Raw genomic sequence first — 16,467 nt, forward strand, 5'->3', positions numbered from 1 at the left:
CACACTCCTCAGCTGTTGAGCAGTGACAGCAGCTTGTCGGAGGTCTTCTCCGCCGCCTGCGTGCCCTGCACGGTCATCGAACCGATCTGGACAGTGCGGCTGCCGCCGCCGGACAGGCCCGACCCGTCGAGCAGGTCGACCAGCCGCTCGAAGCTGGCCGTCTGCCTGGGCGAGAGCACCCGCTCGGGCTGGACCGTGTTCTTCGGCAGGACACCGATGCCGTTGGCGATGCCGCCCTGGTCGAAGCTGTCGATCGCCGCCCCGGCGCCGAGCCCGATGCCGCCGATCACCGCGGCGGCGGCAGCGGACAGGGCCAGGCCAATGATGCCGCCGAGTGCGGCGCCGAGGGCTAGGCCGATCGGACCGCCGATTGCCGCGCCGATTGCCGCGCCGATCGCTGTGACCGCGACGGTGATCATCGCGGTCATCAGCGCCATGAGGATCGGCAGGACGACGTTGAGCATCAGATACCGCAGCACCGCCTTGATCAGCTCCCGGTTGATCCGGTTCTGTTCGGCGATGACCAGGTCGGTGCTCGATGCCGAACGCTCCAGCAGCGAGGCGGTGTCCGAGAGCAGCGCGCCGGTCTCGTCGAACGTCTGGAACTGCTCGCCGCGGAACTTCTTGATCTCGTCGGCGACGGCGTAGATCGTGTCGCGGATCTGGATCTCCACCCCGGTCAGCCGCACGATGGTGTCGACCAGGAATCCGCCGGAGTTGTTCTCGTCGCCGAGCACGCCGCGGCTGTTGTCCACGGTCGACTTCTGCTGCTGCAGCGCCGCCTTGGCAATGTCCATGCCGACCTGGAGAATCGCCTGGCTGGCGGTGTCGGTGACCGACACGACGGCGTTGGACAGCTCGGTGGCGAAGTCGAACGCCGAGCCGGGCGCCCCGAACGGCGGCGCCGGGTCAGTGGATTCGCCCGAGACGTCGATGTCCTTCACGGCCTCGGTGGTCTTGTCCTGCGCGGCGGTGATGTCGCCGGTGGATGCCTCCAGCGCTTTCTCTACCAGCCCGAGCGCGGATTGCATCGCGGACTGCACGACCGGGCCGAGCACTCCGCCGGTGAGGCGGTTGGTGACCTCGACGAGTTGCTTCTCGATCTGCCGGTACTGCTCGGCGACGACGAGGGCGGTGGAGGACTCGTTGCGCTTCGCCAGTTCCGCGGTCTCCGAGATGATCTCGCCTTGCTCGGTGAGCTGCGCCTGCGTGTCCTGCATGAACCGCAGCGTGTCCGGGTCGATCTTCTCCGCGAGGTCCCTCGGGGTCGGGGCCATGGCCGCGACGATGTCCCCGGCCACCTTGGACGCGCTGCTGCCCAGTGCCTCGACCACCGCGTCGCGGACGTCGAGGATCGCGTCGATGACCGGGTGGTCTTCCTGTATGCCGTAGCTCGACAAGGTGCCGTCGTAGTCGCCCTTCTCTACCAGCGTGCCCACCGACCCGGCGACGTCCTGCACGGCGAGCGCGGTGTCACGCATGGTGAGCACCGCGTCGACGACCGGGTCGTCCTCCTGGATCCCGAACCGAGACAGGGTGCCGTCGTAGTCACCCTTGGCGACCAGGGCATCGACCGACGTGGCGACCTCACGCATGGTCAACACCGCGTCGATCAGTGGGTGGTCCTCCTGCACCCCGAACCGCGACATCGTGCCGTCGTAGTCGCCGCGGTTGACCAGCGCGTCGACCGACGCTGCAACCTCCTGCATGGTCAGCGCGGCATCGACGAACGGGTGGTCCTCTTGGATGCCGACGCGGCTCAGCCCGCCGTCGTAGTCGCCATTGGCGAGCGCCTGGAGCGAGGTCACCAGAATCTCGAACAGTTTCGTCTGCTCCGGGGAGAGCACCCTTTCCGGGGCGATGACGTTCTTCGGCAGGAACCCCTTGCCGAACGCCAGACCGCCGGAGTCGAACGGGTTGAGGGTGTCGAGCAGCGAGGAGCCGAGCCCCTTCGCCGCCGTCCACGCCGACGACAGCATGTCGCCGAGCCCGTCGATCACCGCGTCGGTGCCGTCGGCGACAGCGTCCGCCCCGGCATCGAGGTACTTCGGCGGGACCGAGCGCCAGTGCGGCGGCGGCGAGCCGACTGCGCCGACGATCGCGCCCTTGATCGGGTCGGTGATCGCGGTGAGGACGTCGTGCACCTTCTCGCCGAGGAACGACCGTTGCTCCTCCGGGGTCGGGCCGACCGACAGGCCCTCACCGGGCTGGAAGAACCCGTTGGCGCCGATGGGCAACGTGTACACCCCGGCGAACGACCGGACATCGGGACCGGCACCGTAGTGCACGTCGCCGATCGCTCCGCCCGACTCGACCCGGGCCACCCCGAACATGCCCGGCACCTCGCCGAGCACCCCGGCGGTGTGCCCGCCGCCCGGACCGCCCGGGTCGTCGGTCACGCCGATGGTGAATCCTGCGCCGAGTCCCTTGGTGAAGCCCTGCGGGCCGACCGTCGGGTATCCGGCGAACGAGGCGGTGGCCCAGTACCGGCGCCAGGGGTCGCCGCCCAGGATCTCCGCGGCGATCGAGCCCATGAACCCGGAGCAGTCGAACGAGCTGCCCGGCCCGGTCGGGCCGGCCCACTGGTACGGCTTGCCGTGCTGCGCCTGCGCGAACCGGTGTCCCTTGGCGAGCTGGAGCATCCACGGCTCAAGCTCGATCGCGCCGCCGTCCTTGTACTTCGGGGCGAGGAGCGGGTTGAACAACCCCTCCGGGTCGACGTTGCCCAGGCCCTTGCGTTGCACCGCTGTGCCGTACCGCGAGAGGTTGCCCTCGCCGATAGTGGAGATGACCCGCCCGTTGTCCCAGGAGAACGGGATGCCGCGGGCGATCATGTCGCGGATCGCGTAGAGCACCCCGTGCCCGCCTGCAGCCAGTACCTCGGCTGCGGTGACCATGTGCTCGCCGTTCGAGCCCCACATGAGGATGTCGTCGGACGTGCCGGTGCCCGGACCGCGCAGCGCGCCGCCGGTGCGGTACTCGGGGATGGTGGGCAGCTCCGGGGCGGTGACCAGTCCGGGGATGAATTCACCGATCTTGTTCCACGCCTTGCGGATACCCTCGTTGTAGACCGTCCCGATCAGGAAGTTGATCGGCTTGGCGAGGAGGTTGCGCAGCCCGTTCCACACGTTGCCGATGCCGGTGACCACCGTGGAGAAGAAGTCCCCGACCGCCTGGAGACCGGACTTCATGCCCTCCCACGCGGGGGTGATGACGTTGTCGATCACCCAGCGGATCGTGTCGCCGATGCCGTTCCACACCGGGGTGATGACGTTGTTCCACAGCCAGGACGCCGCCGCCCCGACGCCATCCATGCCGGCCTTGATCGCGTCGAACACCGGCAGAATGATCGTGTTCCACACGAAGCTGATCGCCGCGCCGATTCCGTTCCACACCGGGACGAAGATGTTGTTCCACAGCCAGTTCGCGGCAGCACCGAGCGCGTCGATGCCGACCTTGATCGCGGTGAACACCACCGAGATGACGGTGTCCCACACGGTCTTGATGATGTTGCCGATGCCTTGGAATACCGGCACCACGACCGAGTTCCACAGAAACATCAGGATCGGCACGATGATCCCCATGATCACCGTCTGCCAGACGTTGAACACCGGCATGACCACCGAGTTCCACACGTAACTGATCACCGCGCCGATCGCGTCGAACACGGTGGTGACCACGGAGACCAGCGTGTTGAACGCGCCGACCAGGACGTTCGAGACGAAGTCCCAGATGCCCGACAGGATCGGAGAGATGAACTCCCACGCCGCCTGGAAGGCTCCCTTGACCGTCTCCCACGACGAGGCCAGGAACTCGACGAACGAGGACCACAGCTCGCGCCCGAGTTCGGTCTTGGTGAAGAACGCGACCAGGCCCGCGACCAGCCCGGCGATCGCGATGACGATGAGGGTGATCGGGTTGGCCGACAGGGCGGCGTTGAACGCCCACTGCGCGGCGGTGGCGACCCCGGTCGCCGCCGCCCCCGCGAGCTGCCCGACCCGCATCACCCCGGAGGCGACCGCAGCAGCGCCCATCGCCAGCCGGTTCGCCGCCAGCGCGGCGGTGTTGCCGCCGGTCGCGGCAGTATGGATGCCCAGGGCCACCGCCGAGGCAGCAGAGGCCACCCTCATCCCGACATAAACTGTCGCCAGCGCCCCGAGCGCCACGGCGAGCGCCTTCGCTACGCCCTCGTTCTCCTGGAAGTACTGCACCGTCGACCCGAGGGTGTCGACGAGCGCCGTCTGGAGTTGTCGTTGGAACGTCTCCAACGCCGCGCCCGGCCCCTGCGCGAGAGTATCGCCCATCTCGTCGACGGTGCCGGCGAACTCGCCGATCGCCGAGGCACCGTTGGTCAGGTTGCCCAGGAATTGCGGGATCTGATTCTTCGACAGATCCTCCAGCGGGGTGCCGAAGATCGCGACCGACGCCGCCGCCTGCTCGGCCGGGTCGGTGATTTTCATCAGCTCGCCGATGATCTGGTTGAACGCCTCCCCCGCAGCTTCCCCACCGCCGAGCAGAGCGTTCGCCATCTCGGTCGCGTTGAGGCCCATCGACTGCATTGCCTCGACCGCACCCTTGTCCCCGATGTCGGTGGCACGGATGACGAACTCCTTGATCGAGTCCCCGGCCTTGTCCATCGCGATCTGCCCGCTCTGCGCGGCGTTAACCACGGCACCCATCGCGTCCGAGCCGCTCATACCGACGGCGGCGAACGAGACAGCGTACTCGTCGAGCACCGGGATGACCTCACCGCGCAGCGCGGTCGGAACCTCCTGGAGACCACGAGCGAGCAGGTCGAAGCCCTCCACCCCGTCCTGGACCAGCCGGTTACGGATGAGGTTGTTGACCGCCTGCGTCGACTCCGCGACGTCGATGTCGAACGTGGCGGACAGAGTGAGCGCGGCCTTGGACAGCTTCTCGATGGTCGCGGACCCGTCGTCAGCGAAGTTGCCAAGGGTCGAAAGCACCGCCCCGATCGAGTCGTTGACCTGCTCGAAGGACGCGCCGTAGTTCTGCGCGTACAGCTCGCCCGCGATCCGCCCCGCCTCCGCCGACTCGGCAGGGTCCAGCCGCAGCTGGGCGGCGAGCTTGTTGCCCAAGCTGTCGCGGTCGAGCGCCGACGAGACGGTGTCCATCGCCGCACCAATACCGACGACCCCGGCAGTGACCCCGGCGAGCTTGCCGACCAGCCCGTCCCCGGACGACCCGAGCCCCTCGAACCGGCCGGACAGCTGCTCGGTCTCGTCGGTGGCGCCGTTCATCTCGCGGGTGACGTCGTTGATCGAGCGGAGCAGGTTCTCCAGCGAGGCGGAGTCGAGCTGGCCCAGGGTGCGCTCGGCGTGCGAGGCTCCGGCTCCGATCTCCTGACCGATGTTCTGTCCGGCGCGGTTGACCTCGGCGGTGAGCGCCTGGAGCTGCCACCGGTCGAGCTGGCGCAGGTGGTCCATCGCGTCGTCGGCGCCGGAGGCGATCCGCGACAGCGACGAGGCGTCGATCCGGGACAGGGCGGTGTTCGCGCTGCGCGCCGCCGAGGTGGTGGACTGCTCGACCTGCTGGCTGGTCCGGCTCACAGAAGAGGCGGTGTCACGCGCCGCCCTGTCGGCCTGCTCGGCAGCTTCCCGCGCCGCCCGGGCGATGTCAGCGAAGCCGGAGGTGTCGATACCGCCGAGCGCGCCCTCGACCTGCCCCATCCCGGTGCGCACTGAGCGCAGCACGTCGGACATGGCCGACTGCACGGCCCGAGTGATCTCGGACGTCAGGTCGTCGGCATCGATCGAAACGCCGATTCCGATGGAGCCGCTAGGGGTGGTCACCCCGTCAGGCTAGAGAGCAGTGGTGCAGGCTCAGGGCTTGCGGAATGCCGCCTCTGCCACGGACTTCGTGACCTCCAGGGCCACGTGCGCGGAGGCGCCACCCTGCACGAGACCGCGGTGCACGCCGGCGAGCATCGCGCCGAGCCGGGCTCCGGCCGATACCGCGCCGGCCAGTGACGCCGAAGCGTCCGAGACGATGTCCCGGACTGCCTGGGCCAGCATGTCTTCGTCTGCGCTCACAACTCGACACTAGCCGTGGAGCGACCCAACGTGGCGATCTCCTTCATCATCTCGCCGAGCGTGGCGGGGGTGAAGTCCGGGTCGTCCGGGTTCATCAGCCGCTCGTACATCCGCTCGTGCGACTCCTCGGACATGTGGTTCTTGATGAACAGCCCGACGAGGTCGTTCTGGAGCTTCTGCGGGACGTACTTGCCCGAGGCCAGCGCGAATCCGGCGAGCGCCTGCTCGCTCGGCTTGCGGACCTCCCAGTCCTCTCCGTAGAAGTCGGTCAGGATCTCGTGCGGCCACGGCTCCGGCTCGTCGACGGTGGCGACGGCGGTCTCCGCCTTCACCTCGCCGGACTCGTCGATCTCGATCACCTCGGGGCCGTCGGTCTTCTCCAGGCCGAGGCGCCGCTTGCGTTCGGCGAGGTCCGCCTCGTCGCGGGCGATCTTCGCGGGGTCGTCGTTGAAGCTGGTCATTCGAGGCCGTCCTTCGATCGGGGTGGTGCGACGCGGGTCAGGCTAGCCACCGGCAGTGCAGCGGCTCAGCCGAGCTGCTCGTCCCGGATCACCTGCTCGGCGGCGTTGCGCAGGAACGGACGGGGCCGGGTGCCGGGGTGGTTGACCGAACGGCGGAACACGGTGCGCCCGCCGGCGCCGGGGAACGCCAGCGCCCGGGCGTTGCGCGCCCGAATCACGTGCGGGCGGGTGCCCTCGTGCACCGCGGCGGCATAGCTGGCCGTTGCGGTCACGCCCGAGGTGACCCGGAATGGGCCGGAGAACACGATCGGGTCCTCCTGGATCGACCGCCCCAGGTTGCCGGTCCGGACCGGAACGTTCATTTTCGCCTGTGCGGCGATCCGTCGCGTCAGTGACGCGGCCTTGCGCGCCAGGATCGGCTGGACTTGCTGACCCAGCCGCCCCTGGTCGACCTGGAGCTCGTAGCGTGCGTCAGCCACGATCGTCGTCTGGGACGTAGTGCTCGCTGTCCTCGTAGAGGTTGATCAGTTCGTCGCGTCCGTCCTCGTTGGAGAACTCGATCTTCAGGTTGGTCAGGAATGCTGCCCACACTTCGCGCTTGGCGTTGCGTGCCGGGACTACGACGACGGGTTGATCCTCGACGGCCGGCTGTGCCGAAGTGGGATCGTCGTCGGCGACCACGCGGATGAACCCCTTGGAGATCAGCTTGTCGATGAACGGGCTTTGGGTCACCGTCATCTGTTCCCCGGTCGACAGCAGGACCGACGGGGTGATCGTGCCCTCGACAGTGATGCGCTGTGCCATATCAGAATCCTCCGGTCAGTTGGACGTATCCGGTCCCGATCCAGGCGATGACGCCACCCTCAGGGCCGTAAGGAACCACGGCGTCGATCGCCGTGGACAGCCCGCACTCGGCGCGCTCGATCTTGCCCATCGCCCGGCACAGCGCCAGGTCGATCCGCCACGAGTCGTCGATGCTGATCTCCGCCTCGTTGGCGTATTCCTCCCAGGACGGTTCGGCGTCGACGACCGCGCACCGCCCGACTCCGACTTCGATGGCGACCGTCGTCGGGATCCCGCACGGGGCTGGCCCGACGTACGGGGCCGGGAACTGCTGCGTCCGGTACCGGCGGACCAGACGCACCCACAGGAACGGGTGGTCGCAGCCCTCCCCTTCGCGGTGTGCGTCCCACGCTGCCAGCGGGGTCGCGTCCCCGGCGAACAACCGGACCTCGGTGGTGCCACCGCCGAGCGGAGGCATCTGTGAGTCCGGGGCGAACGCTTCCCGCAGCGCGGAGATCAGCTCGTTGAGGATGCAGTCGACGTCGCTCATCGGACGACCGGCCTTTGTTGGAGCGCTGTCGGGTTGACTGCGGCCAGCCAGATGTCTATCTCGGCGAGCCCGGTCTTGCCGGAGCGGTAGATGTCGGTGGGGTCGACCATCTGGTAGGAGACACCCTGCCGGGACACGGACTGCACGCGGCGCGGGAGACGGCACTTGCCGCCGCCGCAGGCGTCCAGGAACTCCTTGGTGAGAATGCCGACGAGGGTCCCGACGCCGTCGGGGACCGGGACGCCGCGGGTGTAGGTGACGGTCCATGTGCCGTCATTGCCGGATGGACTGTTCATGTCCTGACGTGGCCAGTCCGCGCCGTCGACGCGGTAGAGGCGGTCTCCTTCGAGATGCCATGCCGCCTCGTCGAGGGTGACGCCGGCGACCGTGACCGTGAGGACCTCGCCGACGGGGCCGGGTAGGTGGACGACCTTCGGGCCGGACGCTGTGCAGGAACCGGGGCATCCGCAGGTCAGGTTGCGCCACTGTCCGTCGGCGAATACTGGGAACCAGCCGGGTCCGTACGTTCCACTGGACGTCGAGCACGTCTGCGGGCACGGGCGGGCGATCACCGGGCATTGACCGAACTGCCGCCCGGACAGCGCCCAGAGCACCGACACGGCCAGGTCCTCGGCGTGCCTTTGCTTCACACGCTCCTCGGGGGTCGCTGCCTCGGGGAGGCAGGACCGGTCGATCGGCCAGGTGCAGGACATGGTCGTCACGGTAAAGACCCAGCGTGCAGTTGATAGTCCCCTGATGCGCGGGGGAATGCTGACCGCGACGTAACGGAAGAAACAAAGATAAGGGATGATCCGGGCATGAAACTTCGCACTGCCCTCACCGTCATCCCTGCTGCGCTCTTGCTCGCCGCCTGCGGATCGAGCACATCGGACACCGCCGAGTACACGGTCACCTCGGACACCGACAACACGATCAACGTCACGGTCGCAACCTCTGATGGCCTGGATGGTGTCGTCAACGCGGTTGCCGAGGAGTACAGCGATAGCCCGGACGGGGGCTACGACGTGATGATCTTCTGCGAGAGCAACGACGAGAAGCTCGCGTGGGGGCGCTTCGCGATCGGCAACCTCGGCGCCGCCCAGACCGGCATGGAGGAAGGCTCGACGGAGCTGCGGCAGACGTACGACGTCGAGTGCGGTTGATCCCAGACATGGCGAAAGCGCCCCACCTCATGTATCGGGTGGGGCGCTTTGCTGTGCAGGTACGGTTACGCGGCTCCGCCGAGGTATGCGGCGAGCACGTAGTTCCCGTGCCGGTCGAGGTTGTGCCGCGCCCGGTCGTACCGCGACGTCATGCAGGGGTCGAAGTGCCGGGCCATGATCTGCACGTCCCGCAGCGGGATCCCCGCGTCGAGTGGTGGCAAGGCCCCGGCCGGTGTTGGAGCACCATCCGGGGCTCATCTTGATTTGCGCGTTGGAGGCTACCGATCATTCCTGAGAGCAGCCTTGTAATCGTGGCCGCGGTACCGCGTACGCCTCGATTCAAACGATCAGGGACTCACCCCTTCGGGGGCAGGGCATTCTTCCATTGGTGGACTTCGGCATCACCCGACGGAGTCCGACGCCACGTGACCTTGACCTCCTCGTCGAGGCCTTCCCCCATGGCAGCATGAATCCCGAAGAACACTACGCTGGAATGCACATCCAGTGAGTCCCTGTGATGCGGTCCGTCGAGAACCGAGGGGCCCGATATTGTGACGTCGTAAACCCGTTCAGTGCCAGCATTGACGGCTTCATAGGTATCGCGATTCCGATGTCGGAGACTCCACGGAGGGACGTACCGATTCGCTTCCGCTTCCGCCAGGTCGGCGAGCCGACGTTGAGCATTGGCAGATTCCTCGGCCGCAGTTAGCGCCCGAACAGCGTCAGCTGCGGCCTCCGTTGCGGCCTTTTCCGCACGACGCTCAGCGCGGATTGCAACACCCGCTGCCAATAGCGCTGCTACAACACCAGCCCATGTAGCAACATCACCCCATTCCATGCGCGGACTGTACAGCGTCACGGGCCGCTACATCGCCGCGGCGTGCAGACTTGCATCTGCCTTCGCGTGACGGTAGGACTCCCTACCGATAGCGAGCTGCTGCGGGCAGAAGGTCTGCAGACTTCGCGATGTCTGCATAGGGTTGATCTTGGTCGTCGCTCCCCCCTGTTCGGCGGCCAGGCCCCGCCGGTCGGCTCCTCACAGTGATCACCGGCGGGGCCTCGTGCTGCGCGCGATATGGACGCCGATAGGGTCTGGGTGCCGCCCTCCCCGAGGTGGCTACGACGAAGGACTCGCCAGGTTGCTTAGCCCTGGCGGGGTCTTCTCGGTACAGAGTGAGCCTGCGGCTCACCTGTTTCCCCATACGCGCGTGGAGCATCTGCGCGATGATTGGTCGATGATCCGGCGCGCACACTTAACCGAAGTCGTCCGAGACCGTATTGATGAGGAAATCGCGGGGGAAGAGCAGTCCGATTCCCCCGATCTTGGTCGCCTTGATGAGCTCCAGAGTGAGCGAGAAGCTGCCCGCGCTCATTCCGAGCACCGCAGGCGCGCTGTGGGACCAGAAGCGATTGCCCAGGGCACCGTCTACTGCGCAGTAGATTACGAACCACAGCCCTGTAGCATGATCAGAGGCCTAGCGGACAAGTACGAGATCAAATACGTCCCCATGGACTGAGTATCCCTACGCCGGCGCCTGTCTAGGCTTGTTCCGACGGTGCCCCAGGTGCGAGAGGCGCGACTACTAGGAGCGCATTTCCCGAGTAGTGAAGCCGCGGCCGCAGTCCCCTATGCAGCGGTATTCGATAACCGAACGGTCAATTCCCTCGAAGGTCTGATCAAACTCGACGAGCTCTTCCATCGGTCCATCGCATCTGGGACACCGTTCGGGACTCTGCTCGTACTCTCTCGTCGCCATGCCGTGATTCTCCCATGTGGTGCCTCAGATCAGAGGGAATCGACGGGCACTCCCCGGCAAGGGCGTCGCGGTATGTAGTGAGCCGCTTATGCCGTGGCGCCGGTGGCCGCGGCGCGTGCCCTAGTGCTGTGGCGGTGTGGACTGCTCATCCGCGTCGAGCAGTCCGAGCATGCGGTTCGCGGCGTCGAGGTGGGCCTGCCACTCGTCCACCGCGGGCGCGCATTTTCGGGGGGCGGCGGGGGCATCGGCGTCGGGGACGTAATAACGCGCTACCGGGCACGTACATGTCATGGGGGCGGGAGTTCCGCGCGCCCCCGTGCAGGTTCAGCAGTACACGTCCTGTGCCGCGTCGATCAATTCGATTGCCGCCGACAGCGAGAACCCGGAGTCCACCAGGATTGTGGCGATGTAGCTGCCGGACTCGCCGGCGGCGAGCTGGTCGCACACTAGATGCCCGAGCCGGATCAGCTCGGCGTTACTGTTGCCGGTGCGGACCTGCGGGTCGAGCCGGTTCAGGAACCGGTCGTTCTGCACTGCGGGTACCGTCGGCGCCGGGGGACGCGGCAGGTTCGGGATCGGTCGCGGCGCGACCCGGGTCGTGGTGGTCGCCGTGGTGGCGGTCGGGGCGGTGGTGTCTGACTCGCGGCTCGTGAACTCCACCACCGCCAGCAGTACCGCGAGGAACACCAACGCCCCGACGCCGGCGATCCAGGTCTGCCGCTTTGACCGTGCGTCCATCTGGATCACGGTAGCGGCCGATGTTCGCGACGGCGTAACGGTTCATCGGCGCACCACAGGGCGGGGCCGAATGCTGTCTTATCCCCTCGGCACGCGGCATCCATCGCGTGGGGCTTCGCGCTTGACAAGATTCATCGCACCGATCGTGACCGCGACGACCGACGGGACGATGACCAAGACGTTGACGCCGGAGTACGTGGCCAAGAGGTACGAGATGGCGCCGAACAGCAATCCGATCACTATCAGCACCAAGCTTGAGACATCGAGACGGCGCCGCGACTGTGACTTATGAGTTGTTGTCACCTGCCGTCCTCCTATGATTCTCAACCTTCAGTACAGTCCATGTAGTCCGCCCGCGTCCGTTCTTCACAATTTTATCGGCGCGAATTTGGAGCCGGAAGATGTCGCTGCTGCTGATCGCGAGTCCCTCCGCCACGCGTCGGAGGAAGTCCGCGTCATCGACCGTAGCCTTCCGCGTCTGGCCAGCCGCCCTCACCTTCCACCTCGTCGGGTCACCGAAGTCGATGGCCTGCATCTGCGCATCAACCTCGAACGTTTCTACCGACTCATCGATATCGTCAGACGGCGCAACGCTGTCGTAGTCGGCGCGGGTAAGGACGAACGGCTCCGAGGGTGGCACATTCTCGCCCTCCCTCGAAGGTGCGCCGATGACATCGAGTTCTGACACCCGATCATCGCTCAACGGAGCCATGATCTCCCTCAGCTGCTTCTTGCGCCGACGCTTGCGCTTGTTCAGCTCGTCCCAGACCGCTCTCGAGACCTCGTTGACAGTGTCGTCCTGCCAGGTAATCTTCACGTTGCCGTTCTCAAGATGCTCGAAGTCCTGGACCTCGGCTCGCATCGACTTGGTGGAGAGCTGGATGATGCTAGCCACCGACGGAATGCCTGTCGCCGCAGCGATGCCCTCCCAGTTCTCGCCCGCCACGCGGATCGCTTCGATGATGAACGACCCTTCCTGCGGAGGCCGCACCAGCACCACGGAATCGGCGGGGCCTTCATCGTGGAAGGCGCCGGCCTTGTCGAAATCACTCACAATTCCTGCCAGTCCTCGCAGGACCTCCGCGACATCGGTGGCCCGCAGCTCGTGAAGGTCGGCATTCGATTTCTCGTCCCCATCGAACCGCAGTGTGACCGAATCGAGAACTTTACGCGTGTCTGTCATCCGCGAATCGTAGCGATGGATCGCACATTCCGACTCGCGGAGGTAAGAGGAGGAATGCGCCCCCACCTCCGAAGCGGGGCGCTTCGTGCCACCGTAGGATTGATCTTGGTCGCCGTTCTCCCCCAGCCGGCCGGGACCCCGTCAGAGTGGAGTCACTCCCGGCGGGGCTTTCCCTATCCCTAGGGAGGCTCATCTATTTCAGGGCCGTGTGCGATCCTCGAGCAAGTCAGATCGGCTGTGCGCTGCAGGGGCTGCACAGCCGGTCCGGCCGACGGCATTACCACGCGCCCACGATTACATGCGAGACGTGCGCAACCTGCGCAAGACGAATCGCCCCTGCTCCGGAGGCAATTCTGCTGCGGCACCGTCGAGCGTCGGGGGTACTCGCGGTCACCACCGATGGTGTCGGTGGCACTGGTTCGGCCGTTACAAGAGCCGCCGGCTCAGGTGCACGGCCGTTCCATGCCGCGTACGTAGATCTACCCATTGCGGGCATACCGGACAGTACGGTTTCATGACGGGGTGGGTAAGAGGCGATGGAAGTGGAATCCCGACGAACCACTCTTCGGCGACTCCAGATCACCCACCGGTGGGCTCGTGATCGCCCTGTCCGTCGGAGTGGTGATCATTCTCGTTCTTCTCCTGCTTATCGACGGATAAGCTCAGCCGGCTCCGGCTCCGCTCCCAAAGCAAAATATCCCCGGAATGCACCGGAGGCGGCGGGACGAGGGTGTGTCCACCCAATCGGTTCGTTCATCGAATGGCATCGCAGCCCTGCATGGCCCTCCCCCGGAGGACCTACATCAGGGGACGGCCCCGCTGCCGGGCAGGAACGACCCGCCCGGCAGCAAGAGGGACCTACGGGGTGAGCACGCACGCAGCCTGCGGAGGAGCAACGTCCGCCGCGGGCTCGGAGGCCGGACCACCAAAGTAGTAGTCCGGGGCCTCGAACACACCCGCAATGTCCAGCGGGCAGCATTCCTCACCCGGAGTCGGCTCCGGCGGCGCGATCGGCGTGCGCTGGATGACCAGATGCTGCTCATCGGTGACCGGGGCGAGCAAACGACCGGGCGTATTCGCAGCATCGATGGCGACCACGTTCCACGGGCCACGACCCCACTGCGGACCGGCGAACGTGATGCCGGTGAGCGTGAAGTTCGCGACCGACGCCGCGATCTCGATGTCACCGAGGGTGAACTCGGTACCGAACGTGAGGAAGTAACCGTAGGACTTGCCGGTGCCGGCACCGGAGAAGATCGAGTCGTCCTCGGGAGTCGGGCAGTCGTTCCCGGCCTTGCCACCGGCCCAGACTTCGAGGGCCACACCGTAGTCGGACTCGACCTTGCGCTGGTCACGCAGACCGACGGCGTTGCCGTCCCAGTCGAGTTCCTGCTCCCAGCCGTTGAACAGCGAGATCAGGCAGGTGTTCACCTGGCACAGCGTCAGCGTGAGGTTGTAGTACTTCCGCTCGGGCGGGGTGCGCTCGGCGACGCAGACGCGGCCTTCCGCGTTGCGCTGCTCCAGCTCCTCCGCCTCCTGCATCACGGGAGAGATTGCGAGGGACACCCAGCCTTCCGTCACCGCATAGTTCGCGTTGCCGGACACCGGGAGACCACACGAGTTGACCTTCGTCGCCCTCAGGCGTGTGCCTTTGACGACCGGAAACACTGCCACGACGGGCTCCTTCAGGTACGTGGGACAGAAACGGTGAGGCCGTCGGTCGACACAGTAGCGACGAGGCGTGCACGTCAGAGGGCGGTAGAACCCGGTCCGTCGTCTGCGTCAGCGTGCTGAATGCGCCGCAGCACCAGCAGCCGGTGCAGCAAGGTCAGCACCAGCGCGAGGATCACCATCGAGCGGACCTCGGACCGACCCGGGTAGTCGCCGAACCACCACACCGATGCGAGCTGTGTGCCGATCAGCGCGATCGACACGGTCGTCGCCATCACGGACCGGCCGGCCTGCGTTGATCGCCACGGTGAGCGCAGCGCGTACGTGACGACGAACGTCCACGCCAAGACGGTCATGGTGAAGATCAAGATCTTCGCCTCTGTCTCCGCAGGGAAGATCAGGATGACGAGCCCACCGAGTGCGGCAGCGACAGCGAGCGCCGCGTTGATCATGCGTGTCTCCTTCTGCCCATGGCGTTCTCGATTGCCTCGCCGAAGTGATTACGCCGGATGACTGCCTCGGCTCGGTCGACGAGAGGATCGACCACTTCCCTGCCGTGACGGCGTGTCTCTTCCAGTTCCCGGGCCGCTTCGGCGCGTTCGATCCTGGCTTGCTTGACCCGTCCCGCCCACCCCCACATCACCTGTCACCCGCCTGAGTTGTGTCTGCCTCGAGCACGGTTTCGTGGATCGACTCCGCCACGCGCACACCCGTGGATGTGCCGGTGATGAGCCGGTCAATATGCCGGGCCTGCTCGCGATTGGTTTCGCGCAGATCCCGTATGACGTCGTCCTTGATCTTCAGAACGGAGGTGTAGAGCCACCTCGGGACGAGGCCGCCGATGATGATCAGCACGATCAGCAGGCCAAGGATCGTGGTCGGCTGGGACAGGTGTTGTGCGGTGATCCCGAACATCGGCTACTGCCTGGACTACTGCTGTACCGGAGTAGACGGCAGGTTCGGCGGGTCGGTCAGCGCTGCGTCCGCCTCCGTGTCCGTGTCCACCTCACTGGTGTCCGCCTCCCCCACATCGTCGGGCCTCTCCGTGGCCTTCCTTGGCGCCGCTTTCTTCGCCGCCGTCTTCTTCACGGCAGGCTTCCGCTGATCGAGCAGACCCGCCTTGCGAGCGTCCTGCTCCAACACGACATACGCGCGGCGCCGCCCGGACGTGTCGGTGCGGATCTGTGAGGGCTCATCGACGGCGGCGAGCAGCGCGGTCAGCACCCGGCCGCGCTCGGCGGGTTCGGGGGTGACGGTCGCGAAGCCGTCCTCGACGATGACTTCCACTCCGGCAGGCATGACAGTCCCTTCTACGGGGTCGGGGTGACGTCGACCGAGGCGACCAGGCACTCGTAGCCGACGACGACGGCGCGTTCGGCGATGGCAGCTTTGATGTTGTGCCGCTCGTCGAGCGTGGAACGCGTGGTGTATGCATCACGCCAGATGGTCACCGGACCGGTCGCGACGATCTTGGTGCCGAGGGTGTCGTCGTATCCCCCTCCGAACGCCCACGTGTGTCCGAGCGGGGTTCGCAGGACCGGGGATCCGGAGGACCGGATGATCAGGTTGGCCTGCGCGGCGTACGCGGCGAAGCGGGTCGAGGCGTGGATCGTGCCGTAGAACCCGGCGGAGGCGGCGAGTTCGGTTTCCAGCTCGGCCACCGCGGCCACCAGGTCGGCGACGGCGGTTGGGGTGGTGGTGTCGGCGTCGAGTCGCGCGCCGAAGTGCGCCTCGGCGAGGGCCTGCTCGTGCAGCCGGGCGTTCTGTAGTGCGCGGGCCTCGTACTCGGCGAAGTCCTCCAGCGGGCCGCACTCGTCGTAGCCCCAGACGACCAGGGCGTCGAACGGGTCTCCGGCGACGGGGCGGTCACCGGACTTGAGTGTGCCGGGCTCGGGGTCCTTACAGGGATCGGCGTCCCAGGTGCCCCAGCCGGTCGCACAGTTGCGCGGCCGGATTTCGACCCCGTGCAGGATCCGGGACGGGCCCGTGGAGTCGATCAGGTTCGCCGCCGAGAACAGCCCGACCCCGATGGGGTTGACCGGAGGCGCGTCGTAGTCGACGGGGAGAAGGGTGGTCGGTGCAGTCACAGCTGGCTCCTGGTGAGGTTC

At 66.6% G+C, this 16,467-nt stretch carries 18 protein-coding genes; 1 reads left to right on the forward strand and 17 read right to left on the reverse strand.

The window, feature by feature from the left end; all coding sequences use genetic code 11:
- Nucleotides 1-8: 8 nt before the first annotated feature.
- The 7 genes from F1734_RS17445 to F1734_RS17475 all read right to left on the reverse strand — a co-directional run bounded on the left by F1734_RS17445 (nucleotide 9) and on the right by F1734_RS17475 (nucleotide 8,497).
- A complete protein-coding gene (locus tag F1734_RS17445) occupies nucleotides 9-5,813 on the reverse strand; it encodes a phage tail tape measure protein (RefSeq protein ID WP_059174463.1) in 5,805 nt (1,934 codons plus the stop codon).
- A gap of 30 nt (nucleotides 5,814-5,843) precedes the next feature.
- Entirely contained in the window at nucleotides 5,844-6,053 is a 210-nt protein-coding gene (locus F1734_RS17450; RefSeq protein WP_059174462.1) for a hypothetical protein, read from the reverse strand.
- Nucleotides 6,050-6,514 carry a hypothetical protein gene (locus F1734_RS17455; protein ID WP_059174461.1) on the reverse strand — a complete coding sequence of 155 codons (465 nt, stop codon included), beginning with the start codon at nucleotides 6,512-6,514 and terminating at the stop codon, nucleotides 6,050-6,052. The genes F1734_RS17450 and F1734_RS17455 overlap by 4 nt, the downstream gene beginning before the upstream one ends.
- Before the next feature lie 65 nt (nucleotides 6,515-6,579).
- A complete protein-coding gene (locus tag F1734_RS17460) occupies nucleotides 6,580-6,993 on the reverse strand; it encodes an HK97 gp10 family phage protein (protein WP_059174460.1) in 414 nt (137 codons plus the stop codon).
- Nucleotides 6,986-7,318 carry a hypothetical protein gene (locus tag F1734_RS17465; protein ID WP_203010820.1) on the reverse strand — a complete coding sequence of 111 codons (333 nt, stop codon included), beginning with the start codon at nucleotides 7,316-7,318 and terminating at the stop codon, nucleotides 6,986-6,988. Before F1734_RS17465 ends, F1734_RS17460 begins: the two co-directional genes overlap by 8 nt.
- 1 nt (nucleotide 7,319) lies before the next feature.
- Nucleotides 7,320-7,847: a hypothetical protein gene (locus F1734_RS17470; RefSeq protein ID WP_059174458.1), complete on the reverse strand. Its 528-nt coding sequence runs from the start codon at nucleotides 7,845-7,847 to the stop codon at nucleotides 7,320-7,322.
- Nucleotides 7,844-8,497, reverse strand: a complete 654-nt coding sequence (locus F1734_RS17475) for a hypothetical protein (protein WP_238423968.1) — start codon at nucleotides 8,495-8,497, stop codon at nucleotides 7,844-7,846. Before F1734_RS17475 ends, F1734_RS17470 begins: the two co-directional genes overlap by 4 nt.
- Before the next feature lie 168 nt (nucleotides 8,498-8,665).
- Between F1734_RS17475 and F1734_RS17480 the strand changes: the two genes are divergently transcribed.
- Nucleotides 8,666-9,010 (forward strand): hypothetical protein, encoded by a 345-nt coding sequence (locus F1734_RS17480; protein WP_203010822.1) that lies wholly within the window; start codon nucleotides 8,666-8,668, stop codon nucleotides 9,008-9,010.
- Nucleotides 9,011-9,075: 65 nt separating this feature from the next.
- Here the strand turns inward: F1734_RS17480 and F1734_RS17485 are convergent, their stop codons facing one another.
- From F1734_RS17485 to F1734_RS17525, 10 genes are all read right to left on the reverse strand, one after another.
- Nucleotides 9,076-9,231 carry a hypothetical protein gene (locus tag F1734_RS17485; protein ID WP_203010823.1) on the reverse strand — a complete coding sequence of 52 codons (156 nt, stop codon included), beginning with the start codon at nucleotides 9,229-9,231 and terminating at the stop codon, nucleotides 9,076-9,078.
- Nucleotides 9,232-9,365: 134 nt separating this feature from the next.
- The gene (locus tag F1734_RS17490; protein WP_203010824.1) at nucleotides 9,366-9,848 is read right to left on the reverse strand and encodes a hypothetical protein; all 483 of its coding nucleotides are present in this window, start codon (nucleotides 9,846-9,848) and stop codon (nucleotides 9,366-9,368) included.
- Nucleotides 9,849-11,091: 1,243 nt separating this feature from the next.
- Nucleotides 11,092-11,505, reverse strand: a complete 414-nt coding sequence (locus F1734_RS17495) for a DUF732 domain-containing protein (protein WP_203010825.1) — start codon at nucleotides 11,503-11,505, stop codon at nucleotides 11,092-11,094.
- A 286-nt stretch (nucleotides 11,506-11,791) separates the two neighbouring features.
- On the reverse strand, nucleotides 11,792-12,688 hold the full coding sequence (locus F1734_RS17500) for an LAPAL motif-containing putative phage structural protein (RefSeq protein WP_203010826.1): 897 nt from the start codon (nucleotides 12,686-12,688) through the stop codon (nucleotides 11,792-11,794).
- A gap of 858 nt (nucleotides 12,689-13,546) precedes the next feature.
- Complete coding sequence (locus F1734_RS17505; protein WP_003938844.1) at nucleotides 13,547-14,362, reverse strand: hypothetical protein; 816 nt, start codon at nucleotides 14,360-14,362, stop codon at nucleotides 13,547-13,549.
- 74 nt (nucleotides 14,363-14,436) lie between these two features.
- Nucleotides 14,437-14,811: a putative phage holin gene (locus tag F1734_RS17510; RefSeq protein WP_059174452.1), complete on the reverse strand. Its 375-nt coding sequence runs from the start codon at nucleotides 14,809-14,811 to the stop codon at nucleotides 14,437-14,439.
- A complete protein-coding gene (locus F1734_RS26560) occupies nucleotides 14,808-14,999 on the reverse strand; it encodes a DUF7620 family protein (protein WP_420803913.1) in 192 nt (63 codons plus the stop codon). The genes F1734_RS17510 and F1734_RS26560 overlap by 4 nt, the downstream gene beginning before the upstream one ends.
- Nucleotides 14,999-15,274: a hypothetical protein gene (locus tag F1734_RS17515; protein ID WP_003938846.1), complete on the reverse strand. Its 276-nt coding sequence runs from the start codon at nucleotides 15,272-15,274 to the stop codon at nucleotides 14,999-15,001. The genes F1734_RS26560 and F1734_RS17515 overlap by 1 nt, the downstream gene beginning before the upstream one ends.
- A gap of 15 nt (nucleotides 15,275-15,289) precedes the next feature.
- A complete protein-coding gene (locus tag F1734_RS17520; RefSeq protein WP_203010827.1) occupies nucleotides 15,290-15,658 on the reverse strand; it encodes a hypothetical protein in 369 nt (122 codons plus the stop codon).
- 11 nt (nucleotides 15,659-15,669) lie between these two features.
- Nucleotides 15,670-16,446: a hypothetical protein gene (locus F1734_RS17525; RefSeq protein WP_059174450.1), complete on the reverse strand. Its 777-nt coding sequence runs from the start codon at nucleotides 16,444-16,446 to the stop codon at nucleotides 15,670-15,672.
- Nucleotides 16,447-16,467: the final 21 nt, after the last annotated feature.

It is taken from the genome of Rhodococcus ruber, from assembly GCF_016804345.1.
Lineage (GTDB): Bacteria > Actinomycetota > Actinomycetes > Mycobacteriales > Mycobacteriaceae > Rhodococcus > Rhodococcus ruber.

Excerpts from the sequence above, each read along its gene's own strand:
- F1734_RS17520 (WP_203010827.1), bottom strand. The coding sequence starts at position 15,658 with ATGCCTGCCGGAGTGGAAGTCATCGTCGAGGACGGCTTCGCGACCGTC.
- F1734_RS17500 (WP_203010826.1), bottom strand. The coding sequence starts at position 12,688 with ATGACAGACACGCGTAAAGTTCTCGATTCGGTCACACTGCGGTTCGAT.
- F1734_RS26560 (WP_420803913.1), bottom strand. The coding sequence starts at position 14,999 with ATGTGGGGGTGGGCGGGACGGGTCAAGCAAGCCAGGATCGAACGCGCC.
- F1734_RS17480 (WP_203010822.1), top strand. The coding sequence starts at position 8,666 with ATGAAACTTCGCACTGCCCTCACCGTCATCCCTGCTGCGCTCTTGCTC.
- F1734_RS17495 (WP_203010825.1), bottom strand. The coding sequence starts at position 11,505 with ATGGACGCACGGTCAAAGCGGCAGACCTGGATCGCCGGCGTCGGGGCG.
- F1734_RS17465 (WP_203010820.1), bottom strand. The coding sequence starts at position 7,318 with ATGGCACAGCGCATCACTGTCGAGGGCACGATCACCCCGTCGGTCCTG.
- F1734_RS17515 (WP_003938846.1), bottom strand. The coding sequence starts at position 15,274 with ATGTTCGGGATCACCGCACAACACCTGTCCCAGCCGACCACGATCCTT.
- F1734_RS17470 (WP_059174458.1), bottom strand. The coding sequence starts at position 7,847 with ATGAGCGACGTCGACTGCATCCTCAACGAGCTGATCTCCGCGCTGCGG.
- F1734_RS17510 (WP_059174452.1), bottom strand. The coding sequence starts at position 14,811 with ATGATCAACGCGGCGCTCGCTGTCGCTGCCGCACTCGGTGGGCTCGTC.
- F1734_RS17490 (WP_203010824.1), bottom strand. The coding sequence starts at position 9,848 with ATGGAATGGGGTGATGTTGCTACATGGGCTGGTGTTGTAGCAGCGCTA.
- F1734_RS17455 (WP_059174461.1), bottom strand. The coding sequence starts at position 6,514 with ATGACCAGCTTCAACGACGACCCCGCGAAGATCGCCCGCGACGAGGCG.